General features: G+C 71.2%; 17 protein-coding genes and 1 tRNA gene. 14 read left to right on the top strand and 4 right to left on the bottom strand.

Features of this window, described 5'->3' with window-relative positions; genetic code table 11:
- The first annotated feature begins 3 nt into the window (after positions 1–3).
- The 12 genes from xerD (at position 4) to der (ending at position 12,386) form a co-directional block, all read left to right on the top strand.
- On the top strand, positions 4–906 hold the full coding sequence (xerD, locus tag D7D94_RS05990; protein WP_156241755.1) for a site-specific tyrosine recombinase XerD: 903 nt from the start codon (positions 4–6) through the stop codon (positions 904–906).
- 192 nt (positions 907–1,098) lie between these two features.
- Positions 1,099–2,160 carry a hypothetical protein gene (locus D7D94_RS05985; RefSeq protein ID WP_156241754.1) on the top strand — a complete coding sequence of 354 codons (1,062 nt, stop codon included), beginning with the start codon at positions 1,099–1,101 and terminating at the stop codon, positions 2,158–2,160.
- A 3-nt stretch (positions 2,161–2,163) separates the two neighbouring features.
- Complete coding sequence (locus tag D7D94_RS05980) at positions 2,164–3,792, top strand: efflux RND transporter periplasmic adaptor subunit (RefSeq protein ID WP_246171890.1); 1,629 nt, start codon at positions 2,164–2,166, stop codon at positions 3,790–3,792.
- Positions 3,789–4,466 carry an ABC transporter ATP-binding protein gene (locus tag D7D94_RS05975; RefSeq protein WP_156241753.1) on the top strand — a complete coding sequence of 226 codons (678 nt, stop codon included), beginning with the start codon at positions 3,789–3,791 and terminating at the stop codon, positions 4,464–4,466. Before D7D94_RS05980 ends, D7D94_RS05975 begins: the two co-directional genes overlap by 4 nt.
- Positions 4,463–5,815 (top strand): ABC transporter permease, encoded by a 1,353-nt coding sequence (locus D7D94_RS05970; RefSeq protein WP_343032148.1) that lies wholly within the window; start codon positions 4,463–4,465, stop codon positions 5,813–5,815. Before D7D94_RS05975 ends, D7D94_RS05970 begins: the two co-directional genes overlap by 4 nt.
- Before the next feature lie 151 nt (positions 5,816–5,966).
- Positions 5,967–6,833, top strand: a complete 867-nt coding sequence (locus D7D94_RS05965) for a ParA family protein (RefSeq protein WP_246171889.1) — start codon at positions 5,967–5,969, stop codon at positions 6,831–6,833.
- Positions 6,817–7,665 (top strand): segregation and condensation protein A, encoded by an 849-nt coding sequence (locus tag D7D94_RS05960; RefSeq protein WP_156241751.1) that lies wholly within the window; start codon positions 6,817–6,819, stop codon positions 7,663–7,665. Before D7D94_RS05965 ends, D7D94_RS05960 begins: the two co-directional genes overlap by 17 nt.
- A complete protein-coding gene (gene scpB, locus D7D94_RS05955) occupies positions 7,655–8,224 on the top strand; it encodes an SMC-Scp complex subunit ScpB (RefSeq protein ID WP_156241750.1) in 570 nt (189 codons plus the stop codon). Before D7D94_RS05960 ends, scpB begins: the two co-directional genes overlap by 11 nt.
- A 36-nt stretch (positions 8,225–8,260) precedes the next feature.
- The gene (locus D7D94_RS05950; protein WP_156241749.1) at positions 8,261–9,061 is read left to right on the top strand and encodes a pseudouridine synthase; all 801 of its coding nucleotides are present in this window, start codon (positions 8,261–8,263) and stop codon (positions 9,059–9,061) included.
- An 11-nt stretch (positions 9,062–9,072) separates the two neighbouring features.
- Positions 9,073–10,194, top strand: coding sequence for a prephenate dehydrogenase (locus D7D94_RS05945; RefSeq protein ID WP_156243344.1), 1,122 nt, complete (start codon positions 9,073–9,075; stop codon positions 10,192–10,194).
- Positions 10,187–10,870, top strand: coding sequence for a (d)CMP kinase (cmk, locus tag D7D94_RS05940; protein ID WP_156241748.1), 684 nt, complete (start codon positions 10,187–10,189; stop codon positions 10,868–10,870). The genes D7D94_RS05945 and cmk overlap by 8 nt, the downstream gene beginning before the upstream one ends.
- Entirely contained in the window at positions 10,860–12,386 is a 1,527-nt protein-coding gene (gene der, locus D7D94_RS05935) for a ribosome biogenesis GTPase Der (RefSeq protein ID WP_156241747.1), read from the top strand. The genes cmk and der overlap by 11 nt, the downstream gene beginning before the upstream one ends.
- A 156-nt stretch (positions 12,387–12,542) precedes the next feature.
- Here the strand turns inward: der and D7D94_RS05930 are convergent, their stop codons facing one another.
- Positions 12,543–13,538: an IS481 family transposase gene (locus D7D94_RS05930; protein WP_156241740.1), complete on the bottom strand. Its 996-nt coding sequence runs from the start codon at positions 13,536–13,538 to the stop codon at positions 12,543–12,545.
- 303 nt (positions 13,539–13,841) lie between these two features.
- Between D7D94_RS05930 and D7D94_RS05925 the strand changes: the two genes are divergently transcribed.
- Entirely contained in the window at positions 13,842–14,741 is a 900-nt protein-coding gene (locus D7D94_RS05925; protein WP_156241746.1) for an NUDIX domain-containing protein, read from the top strand.
- 46 nt (positions 14,742–14,787) lie between these two features.
- On the opposite strand, the gene D7D94_RS05920 is transcribed toward D7D94_RS05925, so the two are convergent.
- A complete protein-coding gene (locus D7D94_RS05920) occupies positions 14,788–15,156 on the bottom strand; it encodes an RNA-binding S4 domain-containing protein (protein ID WP_156241745.1) in 369 nt (122 codons plus the stop codon).
- A gap of 31 nt (positions 15,157–15,187) precedes the next feature.
- Positions 15,188–15,781: a GNAT family N-acetyltransferase gene (locus D7D94_RS05915; RefSeq protein WP_156241744.1), complete on the bottom strand. Its 594-nt coding sequence runs from the start codon at positions 15,779–15,781 to the stop codon at positions 15,188–15,190.
- A 106-nt stretch (positions 15,782–15,887) separates the two neighbouring features.
- Here D7D94_RS05915 and D7D94_RS05910 point away from each other — a divergent pair.
- Positions 15,888–15,964 (top strand) — tRNA-Pro (locus D7D94_RS05910).
- A 360-nt stretch (positions 15,965–16,324) separates the two neighbouring features.
- Here the strand turns inward: D7D94_RS05910 and D7D94_RS14545 are convergent.
- Positions 16,325–16,504 carry a KTSC domain-containing protein gene (locus D7D94_RS14545; protein WP_216648693.1) on the bottom strand — a complete coding sequence of 60 codons (180 nt, stop codon included), beginning with the start codon at positions 16,502–16,504 and terminating at the stop codon, positions 16,325–16,327.
- Positions 16,505–16,527: the final 23 nt, after the last annotated feature.

Here is a 16,527-nt window from a genome sequence, read left to right as displayed (position 1 = left end):
CCCGTGCGTCTCGATCGCGCGGTCGACGCGTACCTGCGCCATCTCACCATCGAGCGCGGGCTGTCTGACCACACGATCGATGCCTACCGGCGCGATCTCGCGGGGTATGCGGGATGGCTGCAGGACGCGGGCGTGAACGACGTCGACGCCGTCACCCCGGCGGTCGTGACGGAGTTCGCCGCCGCGCGCGCGTCCGAGGAGCCGAAGCCAGCGGCGTCGTCGCTGGCGCGGCTGCAGTCGTCGGTCCGCGGTCTCCATCGCTTCCTCGTGCGCGAGGGGCTCGCACCGGACGATCCCGCGCAGCGGCTGCGCCCCCCTCGCCAGCCGCAGCGGCTGCCGAAGGCCCTCTCGATCGACGAGGTCGAGCGTCTGCTGGCCGCTCCGTCGCCGGATGAGCCGCTGGGTCTTCGCGACCGCGCACTCCTGGAGCTGCTCTATGCGACGGGCGCTCGCGTGTCGGAGGCGATCTCGCTCGACGTCGACGACCTCGCCGCGGGCGACGTGCTGCGCCTGCGCGGCAAGGGCGACAAGGAGCGCATCGTGCCGGTCGGCTCGTTCGCGCAGGCGGCGGTGGCGGCCTACGTCACGCGCGTGCGTCCGGAGCTCGCCGCGAAGGGCCGGGCGACGGCGAGGCTGTTCCTCGGCGCGCGCGGCGCCCCGCTGTCGCGGCAGAGCGCGTGGCTCGTCATCCAGTCGGCGGCGGAGCGCGCGCAGCTGTCCGCCCACGTCTCGCCGCACACGCTGCGGCACTCGTTCGCGACGCACCTGCTGCAGGGCGGCGCCGATGTGCGCGTCGTGCAGGAGCTGCTGGGGCACTCCTCGGTGGCCACCACGCAGATCTACACCCACGTCACCGTCGACGCTCTGCGCGACGTGTACGCGACGAGTCATCCTCGCGCTCGCTGACTGGGATATCACGTTTCGATGACGTCGGCTCTGTCGAGTGGCGCAGCGGACGGTGGATGTCGGATGCTTCCGGATGAGAGCGCCTCCCGCGACATCATCCTTCAGACGGATGCCGGAGCGACGGCGCACTTGCCACGATGGCAGAACAGCAGCGCGCACCAGGCGCGCCTCCCCCCCCCCCCAAGGATCACGATGCGCATCACCCGTCCCCTCGCCCTCGCCGCCTCCGCGGCCGTCCTCGCGGTGACCCTGACCGCGTGCTCCGGTCAGCAGGGCGGTGAACAGGAGCTCAGCTGGGAGGACTCGCCCCTCAGCGAGTACATGGCGGCCGCCTACGGCACGGGCCTCTCGGTCGAGGAGCAGCAGGCCAAGGCCGATGAGGAGACCCGGAAGATCGAGGAGCTCACGGCGGAGTGCATGCAGGCGGAGGGGTTCGAGTACATCCCCAACGTGCAGAACGGCACGACCATCTTCTCGGAGGACGACGACGTCTGGGACCCGGAGTCGCGGGAGTGGGTCGAGCAGTACGGCTACGGCATCTTCAACGACCCTTACGGAAACGACCCTCAGCCCGAGTCGGAGGAGTACGTCGACCCGAATCAGGAGTACGTCGAGTCTCTGTCGGAGTCGGAGCAGAGCGCGTACAGCGAGACCCTCTACGGCGCGCAGCCGTCGGAGGACGAGATGAACGATCCCGAGTTCGACTGGGACGCCTTCTATGAGACCGCCGATCTCGGGTGCAGCGGCGAGGCCTCCGACGAGGTCAGCGGCATGGACACGTGGGAGGAGCTCAACACGCAGTTCGAGCCCCTGCTCACCAAGATGGACGAGCTGTACCTGAAGGTGCAGGAGGCGCCCGAGCTCGTCGAGCTCGACGCCGCGTGGTCTGCGTGCATGGCTGAGGCCGGCTTCCCCTCCTACTCGACTCAGGCCGATCCGTCGACCGAGCTCGGCGAGAAGCAGAGCGCCTTCTGGGATGAGCAGAATGCCGCGTACGAGGAGATCGACTGGGAGACGGTGACGGAGGAGGAGATCGCCGCGCTGGACGCGCAGAACGACCCGTCGACGAAGCCGGAGTGGAAGGAGCTCGCCGAGCAGGAGATCGAGGTCGCGCTCGCGGACCTCGAGTGCCGCGAGGAGACCGACTACCGCGACGAGACCATGCGCGTGCAGTTCGCGCTCGAGGAGCAGTTCATCGCCGACAACGAAGCCGACCTCGAGGCCTACCGGGCCGCGGCCGAGCAGATGAGCTGAGCGGTGCGCGGACGGAATCGCAGCGCTGAGGAGCGCGCGCAGCAGGACGCGTCGGAGCCGGTGACGGAGGTCCTCGTCCCAATCGATCAGACGCCGGTCGCCGAGGCCGGGTTCGACGCCCTCGTGGAGACGACGGCGACGGAGACGGGAGCCGCTCGCACCGGTGGATGGGGACGGGTCTTCCGCGGAAACCGCGGACTGTGGATCACCGCGGCGGTCGCCGTCGTCGCGCTCGCGGGCGGCCTGGTCCTCGGTCGCTTCGTCATCTCGCCGATCGACGCCGCTGCCGGCGCCGGCGCCCCGGATCCGGGCCTCGTGACGGTGCCGGTCGAGTTCGGCGAGCTGAGCAACGACGTCACGCTGCGCGGCGACGTGGGCTACACCGACGCGGTCGAACTGAAGATCGACACCTCGACGTTCACGGGCCCGGCTGTCGTCACCGGTCAGGTGCCGGAGACCGGCGCCGAGCTCGACCGCCTCTCGGTCGCGCTCGAGGTAGCCGGACGCCCCGTGATCGTGCTGCCCGGCGCGCTGCCGGCCTACCGCACCCTGCGGATCGGCGTCTCCGGTCCCGACGTCCTGCAGCTCAAGGAGACGCTCGCGGCCGCCGGCATCGGCGTAGGCGACGCCGCCTCCGACGTGTTCGACGAGGCGACTGCGCTCGCCGTGGGCGAGCTCTACAACCAGGTGGGGTACCCGGCGCCCGATGCGGAAGAGGGCGTCGCGGAGACCGTGATCGCCGCCGAGGACAGCGTCCGGATGGCCGAGCAGTCGCTCGCCGACGCGCGGGCGGCCCTCGCAGTGGCGGGTCAGGGACCCTCCGCCATCGAGGTCCGCGAGGCCGACAACCAGATCGCGAGCCTCGACCGGCAGGTGGCCGCCGCCGACGCGGCGGGGGAGGACTCGAGCGACCTGCGCGACCAGCTCGCCCTCGCGCAGCTGCAGCGTCAGGCGCTGGACGCTCCGCGCGACACGAGCGCGGAGCAGGCGGCCGTCGACGGCGCCATCGCGGGAGTGGAGACCGCCAACGCCTCGCTCGCCGAGGCGCGTCAGGCCGCTCTTCCCTACCTGCCGGCGAGCGAGGTGCTCTACCTCGAGGACCTGCCCCGTCGCGTCGACGCGGTCGACGTCGAGCGCGGCACGGCTCTTGAGGGGGCCGCGATGACGGTGTCGGGTGCGGCCGTCGAGCTCACCGGCACGGCGGCAGCCGCCGACGTGGAGCTGCTGGAGGTCGGCGCGGAGGCGTCGTTCGAGCTGCCCGACGGCGCCGCCCATCGCGCCGTGATCGTCGCGATCGAGCCGGCCGAGGACGGCGGCCGCACCGTCATCTCGTTCGAGCCCGACCCGCTCTCGCCCGAGCAGATGGAGCAGGTGCTGGGGACGAACGTGCGCATCGAGGTGCCCGTCGGCGCGACCGACGGCGAGGTGCTGTCGGTGCCGTACGCCGCGCTCACCGCCGGGCCGGGCGGCGAGTCGCGGCTGGAGATCGTCACCGGCGACCCGCGGGATGGCGAGAGTGCGGAGACGCGGATGGTCACCGTGGAGACGGGCCTCGCCGCCGGCGGGTACGTCGAGGTGACCGCCACGGAGGGCGACCTCGCCGAGGGCGACCTCGTGGTGGTCGGCTCGTGACGGCCCCGATCGTCGAGCTGCGCGACATCACCCGCTCCTTCCCCGGGCCGCCCGAGGTGCAGGCGCTCAAGGCGGCGACGCTGACGCTCGATCAGGGCGAGTACGCGTCGATCGTCGGACCGAGCGGATCGGGGAAGTCGACGATGCTGAACATCCTCGGACTCCTCGACCGCCCGACCGTGGGCGAGTACCGGCTGGCGGGTGCGCTCACGGGCGCGCTGTCGGAGGACGAGCGCGCGGCCGTCCGCGCGCAGTTCATCGGATTCGTGTTCCAGGCCTTCCACCTCATGCCGCGGCGGACCGTGCTCGACAACGTGCTCATGCCCATGCTCTACAGCGGCGTGCCGCGTGCGGAGCGGGAGGGACGCGCCGAGCGCGCGCTCGAGCGGGTGGGCCTCGGCCACCGCAAGTCGTTCTTCCCCGGGACGCTCTCCGGCGGCGAGCGGCAGCGCGTGGCGGTCGCCCGCGCGGTCGTCAGCGACCCCCGGCTCCTCCTCGCGGACGAGCCGACCGGGAGCCTCGATCAGCGGACATCCGGCGAGGTCATGGAGCTCTTCGAGGAGCTCAACGCCGACGGGCTCACCCTCGTCGTGATCACGCACGATCAGAGCGTCGCCGAGCGCGCGCCGCGCACCGTCCGAATCGCCGACGGCCGGCTGAGCGAGGCGTCATGAGCGCCGACACGATCGAGCGGGAGGCGCCCGTCGAAGCCGTTCCGCGCCGCCGCTTCCGCTGGCCACGCCGGCGGCGAGACGCCGCCGCCGACGTCATGAGCGCGACCGAGCTGATGCGTCCGGTCGCCCGCGCGGACCGGTTCACGACGAGCGACCTCCTCGTCGAGGCGACGACCGACATCGGCTCCCGACCCGGGCGCCTCATCATGACCATCCTCGGCACGGTGCTCGGCATCGGGTCGCTCGTGGCGACATGGGGATTCGCGCAGACCGCGTCGGCGCAGATCGCCAGCCAGTTCGATGCGGCCGCCGCGACGCAGGTCTCCATCGCGCCGGCGGAGGCGTCGAGCGGCCCGGAGGGGCGCACCGGCGCGCTCGGCACGCTGCCGTGGGATTCACCGGAGCGCCTGGAGCGCCTGGCGGGGGCGGAGGCCGCGGCGCTCCTGTCCGAGGTGTCCATCGGCGAGGCGGCGATCACGGCCGTGCCGCTCAACGACCCGTCGGCGCCCGCCGTCGCGCCGCCGCCGCTCATGGCGGCATCGGCGGGGCTGCTCGACGTCGTCGACGGCGAGCTGACCACCGGGCGCATGTTCGACGGGGGCCACGACGCCCGCGGAGACCGCGTCGCCGTGCTCGGTTCCCGCGCCGCCGAGCGCCTCCGCGTCACGCGCGTCGACCGGCAGCCGTCGATCTTCGTCGACGGGATCGCCTACGCCGTGATCGGGATCCTGGGGGAGACCCAGACGCGCGGCGAGCTGCGCGACGCGGTGATCATCCCCGACGGCGCGGCACGCGCGGACTTCGCCCTGGCCGCCCCGGCCGAGGCCGTCGTGCGGATCGCGGTGGGCGCGGGGCCGCAGATCGCCGATCAGGCGCCGCTCGCGCTCGCGCCCGACGCGACCGACACGCTCGAGGTGCGCGCGCCATCCGCTCGCTCCGACCTCCAGGACGCCGTGCAGTCCGACGTGAACATCGTGTTCGTCATCGTCGGCGCGGTCTCGCTCCTCGCCGGCGGCCTCGGCATCGCGAACGTGACGCTGCTGTCGGTGATGGAGCGGGTGGGCGAGATCGGCCTGCGGCGCGCGCTCGGCGCGACGCGGCGGCAGATCGCCGCGCAGTTCACGGCGGAGTCGATCGTGATCGGGCTGCTCGGCGGGCTCATCGGGGCCGCGCTCGGCGTGCTCGCGGTCGTCGTCGTCGCGGCGCTGCAGCACTGGACGGCGGTGGTGGATCCGCTCGTGGCGTGCGGGGGCGTCCTCCTCGGCGCGATCGTCGGATGGCTGTCGGGCTGGTACCCCGCCCGTCGCGCCGCGCGAGTGGAGCCGGTGAACGCGCTCCGCGGCGCGTAGCGCGGCCGCCGCTCCGGCGGCAGCGGATGGCCCGGCGATGGCCGAGGCGGTTCTCGGCACGCGGCGGGTGCTCACCGGCAGTGCAGGGAGGGCGTTTAGACTCGACGTGGTTGCAACAGGACCATCCACGACGGCGGAAGCAGGGGATTCGGTGGCGCGCAAGGCCCAGCAGGACGAGAGACCGATCGGACCGACCGGTCGTCCCTACCAGGGCTTCCCGACCCCGCCGAAGCTCGAGAGCCACGGCCCGGCTCGGATCATCGCGCTGTGCAATCAGAAGGGCGGCGTCGGCAAGACGACGACCACCATCAACCTCGCCGCGTCGCTCGCCGACTACGGGCGCAAGGTGCTCGCGGTCGACTTCGACCCGCAGGGCGCGCTGTCGGCCGGCCTGGGCGTGCAGACGCACGACGTGACGACCATCTACGACCTGCTGCTCGAGCCCAAGCGCGACGCGCACGAGGCGATCGTGCACACAGCGGTCGAGAACCTCGACATCATCCCCGCCAACATCGACCTGTCGGCGGCGGAGGTCCACCTCGTCAACGAGGTCGCGCGCGAGATGATCCTCGCCCGCGTGCTGCGCGGCATCGCCAACGAGTACGACGTCATCCTCATCGACTGCCAGCCCTCGCTCGGCATCCTCACCGTGAACGCGCTCACCGCCGCGCACGGCGTGCTCATCCCGCTCGAGTGCGAGTTCTTCGCGCTGCGCGGCGTGGCGCTCCTCATCGAGACCATCGACAAGGTGCGCGACCGCCTGAACCCGGCGATCGAGCTCGACGGCCTCCTCGCGACGATGTACGACTCCCGCACGCTGCACTCGCGCGAGGTGCTCGACCGCATCGTCGAGGCGTTCGGCGACCGTGTGCTCGAGACCGTCATCGGACGCACGGTGAAGTTCCCCGACGCGTCGGTGTCGGGCGTGCCGATCACCGAGTTCGCTCCCGAGCACCCGGCTGCGCAGGCCTACCTGAGGCTAGCGCGGGAGCTGGTGGCCCGTGGCGCCGTCGCCTGACGCGGCGCACGACACCGCTCCGCTCGCCCCGCGCGCGGAGACAGAGGGCGAGACCGGCTTCCGGGTCTCGCTGTCGAACTTCGACGGCCCCTTCGATCTGCTGCTGACCCTCATCTCGCAGCGCGAGCTCGACATCACCGAGATCGCGCTCAGCAAGGTCACCGACGAGTTCATCGGATACCTGCGCGAGCTGGGCCCCGACGAGGACCTCGACCAGGCCAGCGAGTTCCTCGTGGTGGCCGCGACCCTGCTGGACATGAAGGTCGCCGGCCTCCTGCCGCAGGGCGAGCTCGTCGACGCGGAGTCGGTCGCCCTGCTCGAAGCGCGCGACCTCCTCTTCGCGCGCCTGCTGCAGTACCGCGCGTTCAAGGAGGCAGCGGAGTGGTTCCGCGCCCGCCTCACCGCGGAGGACACCCGGCACGCGCGCGCGGTGCCCCTCGAGGAGAAGCACCGGGCCAAGACGCCCGAGCTCGTCTGGACGCTGTCCAAGGACGAGTTCGCCGCGCTCGCCATGGCCGCGTTCGCGCCGAAGACCCTGCCTCGCGTGGGCCTCGACCATCTCCACGCGCCGGCGGTGTCCATCCGGGAGCAGGCGGCGATCGTCGTGTCCCGGCTGCGCTCCCGTGCGGCGATGACCTTCGGCGAGCTCGTCGCCGACGTCGACCGGGTGGGCGTCGTCGTCGCACGCTTCCTCGCCATCCTCGAGCTGTACCGGCACGCCGCGGTCGCTTTCGACCAGCCGGAGCCGCTCGGCGAGCTCACCGTCCGCTGGACGGCCGAGGAGTGGTCCGACGACATGCTCGCGGCGCTGGGGGCTGACTATGACCGATGAGCACGCGAGCTCCGTCGCGCAGCGGCTCGAGGCCATCCTCATCGTCGCCGATCAGCCGCTCGGCGTCGTGAGCCTCGCCTCGGCCGTGGGCGCGCCCGCGGCCGAGGTGCGCGCCGCGCTCGCGGAGCTCGTCGCCGACTACGACGGCGATGGCGACGGTCCGCGGCGCGGCTTCGAGCTGCGCGAGGTGGGCGGCGGATGGCGGATGTACGTCCGCGCGGAGTTCGACGACCTCGTCGCCGACTTCGTCGGGGGGCAGGTTCCCGTCCGCCTCTCGCAGGCGGCGCTCGAGACGCTCGCCGTCATCGCCTACAAGCAGCCGGTCACGCGCTCGCAGGTGGCGGCCATCCGCGCGGTCAACGTCGACTCCGTGGTGCGCACGCTCGTGGCGCGCGGCCTCATCAGCGAGATGTACGCCGACCCCGAGACCGGGGCGACCACCTACGGCACGACCGATCTGCTGCTGCAGAAGCTCGGCATCACCTCCCTCGAGGAGCTGCCGCCGATCTCGCCGCTCCTCGACGACGGGGCGGACGGCTTCGAGGAGCTGCTGGCGTGAGCCGCGCACACGACATGGACGAGAGAACGAGGACACATGGCTGAGACGAACGAGGGCATCCGCCTGCAGAAGGTGCTCGCGAACGCCGGCGTGGCATCCCGACGGGTGTCGGAGCAGCTGATCGTCGAGGGGCGCGTGCGGGTGAACGGCGCCGTCGTCACCGAGCTCGGCTCGCGGATCGACCCCGAGAACGACCTCGTCGACGTCGACGGCACCGCGGTGCAGCTGGACACGACCAAGCGCTACGTCATGCTCAACAAGCCCACCGGCGTCGTCAGCACGATGAAGGACGAGCGCGGCCGCGATGACCTCCGCCGCTTCACGAAGGACTGGGAGGAGCGGCTGTACAACGTCGGCCGCCTCGACGCCGACACCAGCGGTCTGCTCGTCCTCACCAACGACGGCGAGCTCGCCCACGTGCTCGCGCACCCCCGCTTCGGCGTCACGAAGGTGTACATCGCCAAGGTCGACGGGCGCGTCTCCGCGCAGACCGTCGCCACGCTCACGCGCGGCATCGAGCTCGAGGACGGCCCGATCGCGGCCGACAAGGCGCGCATCCTCGACTCGTCGGGCGACTCCAGCCTCGTCGAGCTGACCCTGCACTCCGGGCGCAACCGCATCGTCCGCCGCATGATGGCGGCTGTCGGCCATCCGGTCGTCGAGCTCGTGCGCCGGCAGTTCGGCCCGCTGCACCTGGGAACCCTCCCAGTGGGTCGCACGCGGGAACTGACTAAGGTGGAGCGTGGCGCGCTGCTGACTCTGTCGCGCCAGGAGACGGATGCTCCGCCCGCCGACGGCGTCGAGACTCCGGCATCGGAGGAGCAGGAGACCTCGTGACCGACAGCGCCATGCCGAGCGCGGCCGCGCCGACCGTGCCCGGTCGCGCCGCCCGCGTGCACGGCACCGTGCGCATCGTGGGCTCGGGACTGCTCGGCGCGAGCATCGGCCACGCCCTCACGCAGCACGGCGTCGACGTCGCGCTCGCCGACACCTCGCCCGCGCAGCTGCGCCTCGCGGTGGACTACGGCGCCGGCCGCGCCGCGTCGGAGTCCGACGACCCCGCGATCGTCGTCGTGTGCGTGCCGCCGGATGTCGTCGCCGACGTCGTCGAGGCCGAGCTCGCCGCGTTCCCGCGTGCCGTCGTCACCGACGTGGCATCGGTGAAGCTCGAGCCCCTGCGCGCGCTGCGCGGCCGCGGCGTCGACCTCACGCACTACATCGGCTCGCACCCCATGGCCGGGCGCGAGCGCGGGGGAGCGATCTCCGCCCGCGCCGACATCTTCGCCGGGCGCCCCTGGGTCATCTGCCGCGACGGCGAGACGCCCGCGGCCGACCTCGCCCTCATCGAGGCGCTCGCGCTCGACCTCGGCGCGGTGCCCATCGAGATGACGCCCGAGGAGCACGACCGGTCGGTCGCGCTCGTCTCGCACGTGCCGCAGGTCGTGGCGTCGCTCCTCGCCGCCCGCTTCGCGGATGCGCCCGACCTCTCGCTCGGGCTCGCGGGGCAGGGAGTGCGCGACACCACCCGCATCGCCCACTCCGCTCCCGAGCTGTGGGTGCAGATCCTCGGCGCGAACGCGACCCCCGTCGTCGAGGTGCTCGACGCGCTCGCCGTGGACCTCGCCAGCGCGGCAGACGCGCTGCGCCACCCGGATGCGCCCGGTGCGCGCCGAACCCTCGCCGAGACCATCCGCCGCGGCAACGTGGGCGTCGAGCGGCTGCCCGGCAAGCACGGGCAGCGGCACCGCTTCGAGTCGCTCGTCGTCATGGTCGACGACGTCGCCGGCCAGCTCGGCCGGCTCTTCGGCGACCTCGGCGAGCTGAGCGTGAACGTCGAGGACTTCCGGCTCGAGCACTCCCCGGGTGCCCAGCTGGGCCTCGCGGAGATCGCGGTCGACCCGGCCATCCTGAACGCCGCCGTGGCGGGTCTCGAGTCCCGCGGGTGGCGGATTGCGAGCACCAGTGACTGAACCCTTCTTCATCGGCATCGACGGCCCCGCGGGCGCCGGAAAGTCGAGCGTCTCCAAGGAGAGCGCGCGTCGGCTCGGCTTCGGCTACCTCGACACCGGCTCGGTGTACCGGGCGCTCGCCTGGCACGTGCAGTCCGGTGGGGCCTCGACCGACGACGCCGACGCGGTCCTCGCGGCCTTCGGCACCTTCGCGCCGACGATCTCCCTCGACCCCGATGTGCGCACGGTCCGTGTGGGCAACGTCGACGTGACCGAGGCCATCCGCACGCCGGAGACCTCGGCGGCGGTCAGCGGAGTCGCCCGGGTGCTGCCGGTGCGCGAGAAGATCAACGCGCTGTTCCGCTCGCTCGTCGCGCAGTCCGGACTGCCGGGCGTCGTCGTCGAGGGCCGCGACATCACCACGGTGGTGGCGCCCGATGCGCCGGTGCGCATCCTCCTCACCGCGCACCCCGACGTGCGCGCGGCGCGGCGATCCGCCGAGCTCGGCGACTCCGACACCGCCGCGGTCGCCGCGGCCATGCGCCGCCGCGACGCATCCGACAGCGAGGTCGTCGACTTCCTGCACGCCGCCCCCGGCGTGGACGTCGTCGACACGACAGACTTGAGTTTCGACCAGAGCGTCGCCGCCGTGCTCACGGTGATCGACGAGAAGACGGGAGGCCGGGATGGCCGCTGAGAACGAGTACGAGGGCGAGCCGGACCGGCTCGCCGAGAAGCTCGCAGAACTCGACGAGGAGCTCATCGAGCGCCGCGCGGAGTCGCTGCGCGCGAGCCTCGAGGACTACGAGCTCGACGAGGAGGACGCCGCCCTCCTCGCGGGTCTGCAGGACGCCGGCGACGGCATCGAGTACCTGCCCGCGCTGCCGGTGATCGCGATCGTGGGGCGCCCGAACGTGGGCAAGTCCGCGCTCGTGAACCGCATCCTCGGGCGCCGCGAGGCCGTCGTGGAGGACACTCCCGGCGTCACCCGCGACCGCGTGACGTACAAGGCCGAGTGGCTGGGTCGCCGGTTCTCCGTCGTCGACACCGGCGGCTGGGAGCCCGACGCGAAGGGCATCGACCGCTCGGTCGCGATGCAGTCGGAGGTCGCCATCGAGCTCGCCGACGTCATCCTCTTCGTCGTCGACGCGACGGTGGGCGCCACCTCGACCGACGAGCACGTCGTGCGCATGCTGCGCAAGACGTCGAAGCCGGTCTTTCTCGTCGCCAACAAGGTCGACGACGCGCGGCACGAGCCGGAGGCCGCCGCCCTCTGGAACCTCGGCCTCGGCGAGCCCCACCCGGTCTCGGCCATCCACGGTCGCGGCGTGGCCGACCTGCTCGACGCCGTCCTCGAGAAGACGCCCGACGTCTCGGCCGTCGCCAAGCACGAGATCGGCGGACCGCGCCGCGTGGCCATCCTCGGTCGACCGAACGTGGGCAAGTCGTCGCTGCTGAACAAGGCCGCGGGGGAGGAGCGCGTCGTCGTCAACGACCTCGCCGGCACGACCCGCGACCCGGTGGACGAGATCGTCGAGCTCGGCGACAAGCTGTGGCGCTTCGTCGACACCGCCGGCATCCGCCGCCGCGTGCACATGGCGCAGGGTGCGGACTTCTACGCGTCGCTGCGCACCTCGGCCGCGCTGGAGAAGGCGGAGGTCGCCGTCGTCGTCCTCGACGTCACGCAGCCCATCAGCGAGCAGGACGTGCGCATCATCGACCTCGTGCTCGAGTCGGGTCGCGCCCTCGTCCTCGCATTCAACAAGTGGGACATGCTCGACACTCCCGAGATGGAGAACCAGGACCGGCGCCGCTACCTCGAGCGCGAGATCGAGCAGGACCTCGCGCACGTCGCATGGGCTCCGCGTGTGAACATCTCCGCCAAGACCGGCCGTCGTCTGGACAAGCTCGTGCCGGCGCTCGAGCAGGCGCTGGACTCGTGGGATCAGCGCATCCCGACGGGCAAGTTCAATGCGTTCGTCACCGAGCTCGTCGCGGAGCACCCGCACCCGCTGCGCGGGGGCAAGCAGCCGCGCATCCTGTTCGGCACGCAGGCGGGCACCCGTCCGCCGACCTTCGTGCTGTTCACGACCGGCTTCCTCGACCCCGGCTACCGCCGGTTCGTGCAGCGTCGCCTCCGCGAGCTGTACGGGTTCGAGGGAACCCCGATCGTGATCAACATGCGCGTGCGCGAACGCCGCCAGCGCAAGTAGGCGGCGCTCCGCCCGCTGCACCGTCGGCCCCGTGGATCCGGATTCCGGATCGGCGGGGCCGCTGTGCGTGTGGTCGTGGGTGCTGGCCGCGAGACTAGTGCTCGTCGTGGGTGCTGGCCGCGAGACTAGTGCTGGGCGTTGGTGCTGGCCGCGAGACTAGTTGTAGTGCCCAGCCAGGTTGTTTGAGATCCGGCTGATGGGCGGGAGCTTTCCGATCGCGGTGTGGGGCCTGTGGTGATTGTAGAAGTGCAGCCAGGCCGGGAGGGCTGCGCGTCGGGCTGACTCGCTGTTGTAGTGCTTCGCGTAGGCCCAGCCGTCGGCCATGGTGCGGTGGAAGCGCTCGATCTTCCCGTTCGTCTGCGGACGGCGCGGGCGGGTGAACTTCGGCCGGACGTCGAGATCGTCGCAGGCGTGCTTCCAGGCGTGGGAGCGGTAAGCCGAACCGTTGTCGGAGAGCACGCGTTCGACGCGGACCCCACGGTCGGCGAACCACGAGACGGCGCGTCGTAGAACCCCGATCGCGGTCTCGGCGCGCTCATCGTCGTGGATCTCCGCGTAGGCGACGCGGGAGTGATCGTCGATCACGGTATGAACGAATGCGTAGCCGAGGATCTCGTGGCGGTGCTTGTCCCGCGCCAGGCCCGGAGTTGCCTGGCGGTTCCAGTCGCCTTGTTGACGGCCGACGAACCGCCACCCGCCGCCGAGCGGAATGTTGCCGAGCTTCTTCACGTCGACATGGATCAAGGCGCCTGGCGTCTCGTGCTCGTAACGCCGCGCCTGCTCTCCCGTCTTCACGTCGACGTGAGTGAGGCGGTTCAGCCGGCATCGGGTCAGAACCGCGTGCACGGTCGAGGCGGGCATGTCCAGCCGCCCGGCGATCTGAACCGGGCCGAGACGCTTGCGGAGCCGCAGGTGAACGATCTTCTTCACCAGCAACTGCGGGGTCTTGTTCGGGTGCGTATGCGGGCGCGAGGAGCGATCGGTCATCCCCGCCTCGCCGAGCTCGGCATAGCGGCGCGCCCACTTGGCCGCGGTCGGCCAGGAAACACGGAAGTAGCCCGCCGCCGCGGCGATGCTCCATCCGTCGTCGATGATCAACCGCGCGATGCGCAGGCGTTGGCGCCGCGTCAGCGCCGCATTACCGTGGGACACGAGAACCTCCGGGTCGTGAGTGAGTGTCTAAGCAGCTCCACTCTGACCGGAGGTTCTCGTCATGTCACGGCAACCAGATCAAACAACGTCCCTGGGCACTACAACTAGTGCTCGTCGCGGGTGCTGGCCGTGAGACTAGTGCTCGTCGTCGAGACCAGCGTTCGGAGCGCTAGTCTCGCGCCCGAACGCTAGCCCTAGCGCCGGGAACGCTAGTCCCGGCGCTCGGAACGCTAGTCCAGCGGCCGACCCGAGCGGATGGCCGTGGCCGGGCACGTGGTCACCCGCATGTGCGAGGGTGGAACGGTGACGATCCAACCTCCCGCGCCCGGTGAACCACGACGGCCTCAGGGTCCGCGCGATCCCGGAGACGCCTGGGTCGTCACGCCCGACGGCCAGCGGTACTGGGGGCGCTTCGGCGCCGCGGGCCTCCTCGCCATCGACCCGGCACGCGGCGTGCTCCTGCAACACCGCGTCGGCTGGAGCCACTTCGGCGGCACTTGGGCCCTGCCCGGTGGCGCGCTGCACGAGGGCGAGGCGCCGCTCGTCGGCGCCATCCGCGAGTCGCAGGAGGAGGCCGGCGTCCCCGACGGGGCGGTCGTCCCGCGATTCACGCACGTGTACGACGCCGGCGTCTGGCAGTACACGACCGTGGTGGCCGACGTCGCCGACCCATTCGAGCCCGTCATCAGCGATCCCGAGAGCCTCGAGCTCGCCTGGGTGCCCGTCGCGGACGTCGATGCGCTTCCGCTCCATCCGTCATTCGCCGCCGCGTGGCCATCCCTGCGCGCGCAGCTGGATGTCCGTCCCATTGTGCTCGTGGACGCGGCGAACGTCGTCGGCTCCGTGCCGGATGGCTGGTGGCGAGATCGCGAGGGAGCCGCGGTCCGACTGCGCGACCGCATCGCCGCGCTCGCGGTCGAGGGCGTCGCGGCTGACGCGCTCCAGCTTCCCGAGGTGCGCTGGTTCCCCCTCTTCGCGATGGTGGTCGAGGGGCAGGCGCGTGGCGTCGCCGATGCGGATGGTGTGCGGGTGTTCTCCGCGGATGGCTCGGGCGACGACGAGATCGTCCGTCGCGCTCAGGCGATGGTCGCGTCGGGTCTGCGCACGACGACCGTCACGAGCGATCGTGAGCTGCGTGCGCGTCTCGAGGAGGTCGGCGCCTCCGTGGTCGGCACGCGCTGGCTGCTGGATCAGCTCCCGTAGATCCGGGCGTTGAGCGAGCGAAGCGAGACGAAACGCCGCCCCCGCGTCACTCCCTTCCGATGAGCTTGTCGATCTCCCGGCGCTCGCGCTTCGTCGGCCGGCCGCTTCCGCGGTCACGCGTGACGATCGGGGCGACGAACTCGCGGGGCGGCGGTGGGGGAGTGCGGTCCTCGTATGCCGCCGCCGCGATCGGCGCACCCACGCGCTTCTGCAGCAGCTGCTTCACGCCGAGAATGCGGTCGAACCCGCTGATGCGCACGCGCACCTCATCGCCCACCTTCACCGCGTAGGCGGCCTTCACGTGGTCGCCGTTGACGCGCACGTGGCCGCCGCGGATGGCCGTGGTGGCAGCGGACCGGCTCTTGTAGACGCGCACCGCCCACAGCCAGACATCGACTCGGACGGACTCGCTCATGATCCGTCCATCGTACGGCGGTCCCGTCGGCTCAGGCCGCCGGGCCGAAGGCGAGAGCGACGACCGCCCGCGTCGGGGTGGGGTGCGCGACGACTTCGAAGCCGGCGGACGTGAAGGTGGAGAGCTTGCCGACGTACAGGTCGTTTGAGCGCGTCTTCTCCTGCGCGTCGGTGTCGATCGGGTAGGCCTCGAGAACTCGCGCTCCGCTTTCCCGGGCGTACTCGATCGCGGCGTCGAGCAACGCCCGCATGACGCCCTTGCCGCGATGCTCGCTGCGGATGGAGAAGCAGGTGATCGCCCACACGCTGGCGTCGTCGAGCGGCTCTTCGGAACCCGCCTTCACGATGCGCGAGCGCGCGAGCCGACGCTGCGGTGGTCGAGGCCCGACGCGCACCCAGCCGGCGGCCTCGCCGTCAACGTAGGCAACGAGGCCGGGCGCAGGACCGGCATCGATCTCGTCGTGCAGCATGCGCTCCCGGTCGGGCACGCTCGTAGCCTCCCACTGAGCGTTCGTGAGCAGGGGCCAGACGCACTGGCAGTCGCGCCCATCTCCGCCTCCGGTGAGCGCGCTCTGCACGTCGTCCCACTGCGCGCCGGTCGCTGCTGTCGTCGTGATCTCTGCCATGCTCAGACGCTACTCCTGCCCGCCGACACACGCGGCGGTCGTCCTGGTTCGCGGCACCCCCTGCGACCCGGTAGACTGTTCGAGTTGTCCGCGTTCACGTGGACTACGGGCTGTGGCGCAGCTTGGTAGCGCACTTGACTGGGGGTCAAGGGGTCGCAGGTTCAAATCCTGTCAGCCCGACCAGAAAGCCGCGGGAACCCAAGGGTTCCCGCGGCTTTTCCGTTGGCGAAGTACTGGTTCGTCCGTCTCCAGCTTGCCTCTCTAAGGTCGCGATGCGGTCATCGTAGAAAAAACTCGGGGTGCCAATCACCGCGAGGCTGCGAGGGCACGCCGCATAGCCGGACCACCTGCGGAGCAAAACGGCGGGTACCGCAACTGTCGCGCGCGGCCGGCACTGCCGCCGAAGCACGTCGGCCAGCCGCTCGCGATGGACGCGGCCCGCAGGGTCCGTGCTCGGGCTGTTAGCGGCGTCCTTCAAGCGGGTGAGCAACGCTACGCGTCGTACCTCGCGCTATGTTGCCCACCGCACTGGGAATGGGTTGTTCACAATCGGGCGTACCTATACGCTGCGCGAATGTTAGAAGAGAAGTAGATTCCGACGCTCTGGGAACGCATTAGCTCACTGTACTCTGACGGCGGGACGTCAAAGTACTGGTAGATGTTCCCGTTCTTGAACTCGATCTCGAGGGTTTGACTGCTCGCGTCGTAGCCGACTGACGACAAATTTGAGCTCTCTACCGGTTCCC

The sequence above is a fragment of the Microbacterium oryzae genome, from assembly GCF_009735645.1.
Lineage (GTDB): Bacteria > Actinomycetota > Actinomycetes > Actinomycetales > Microbacteriaceae > Microbacterium > Microbacterium oryzae.
This window is presented reverse-complemented; position numbering and strand designations above follow the sequence as displayed.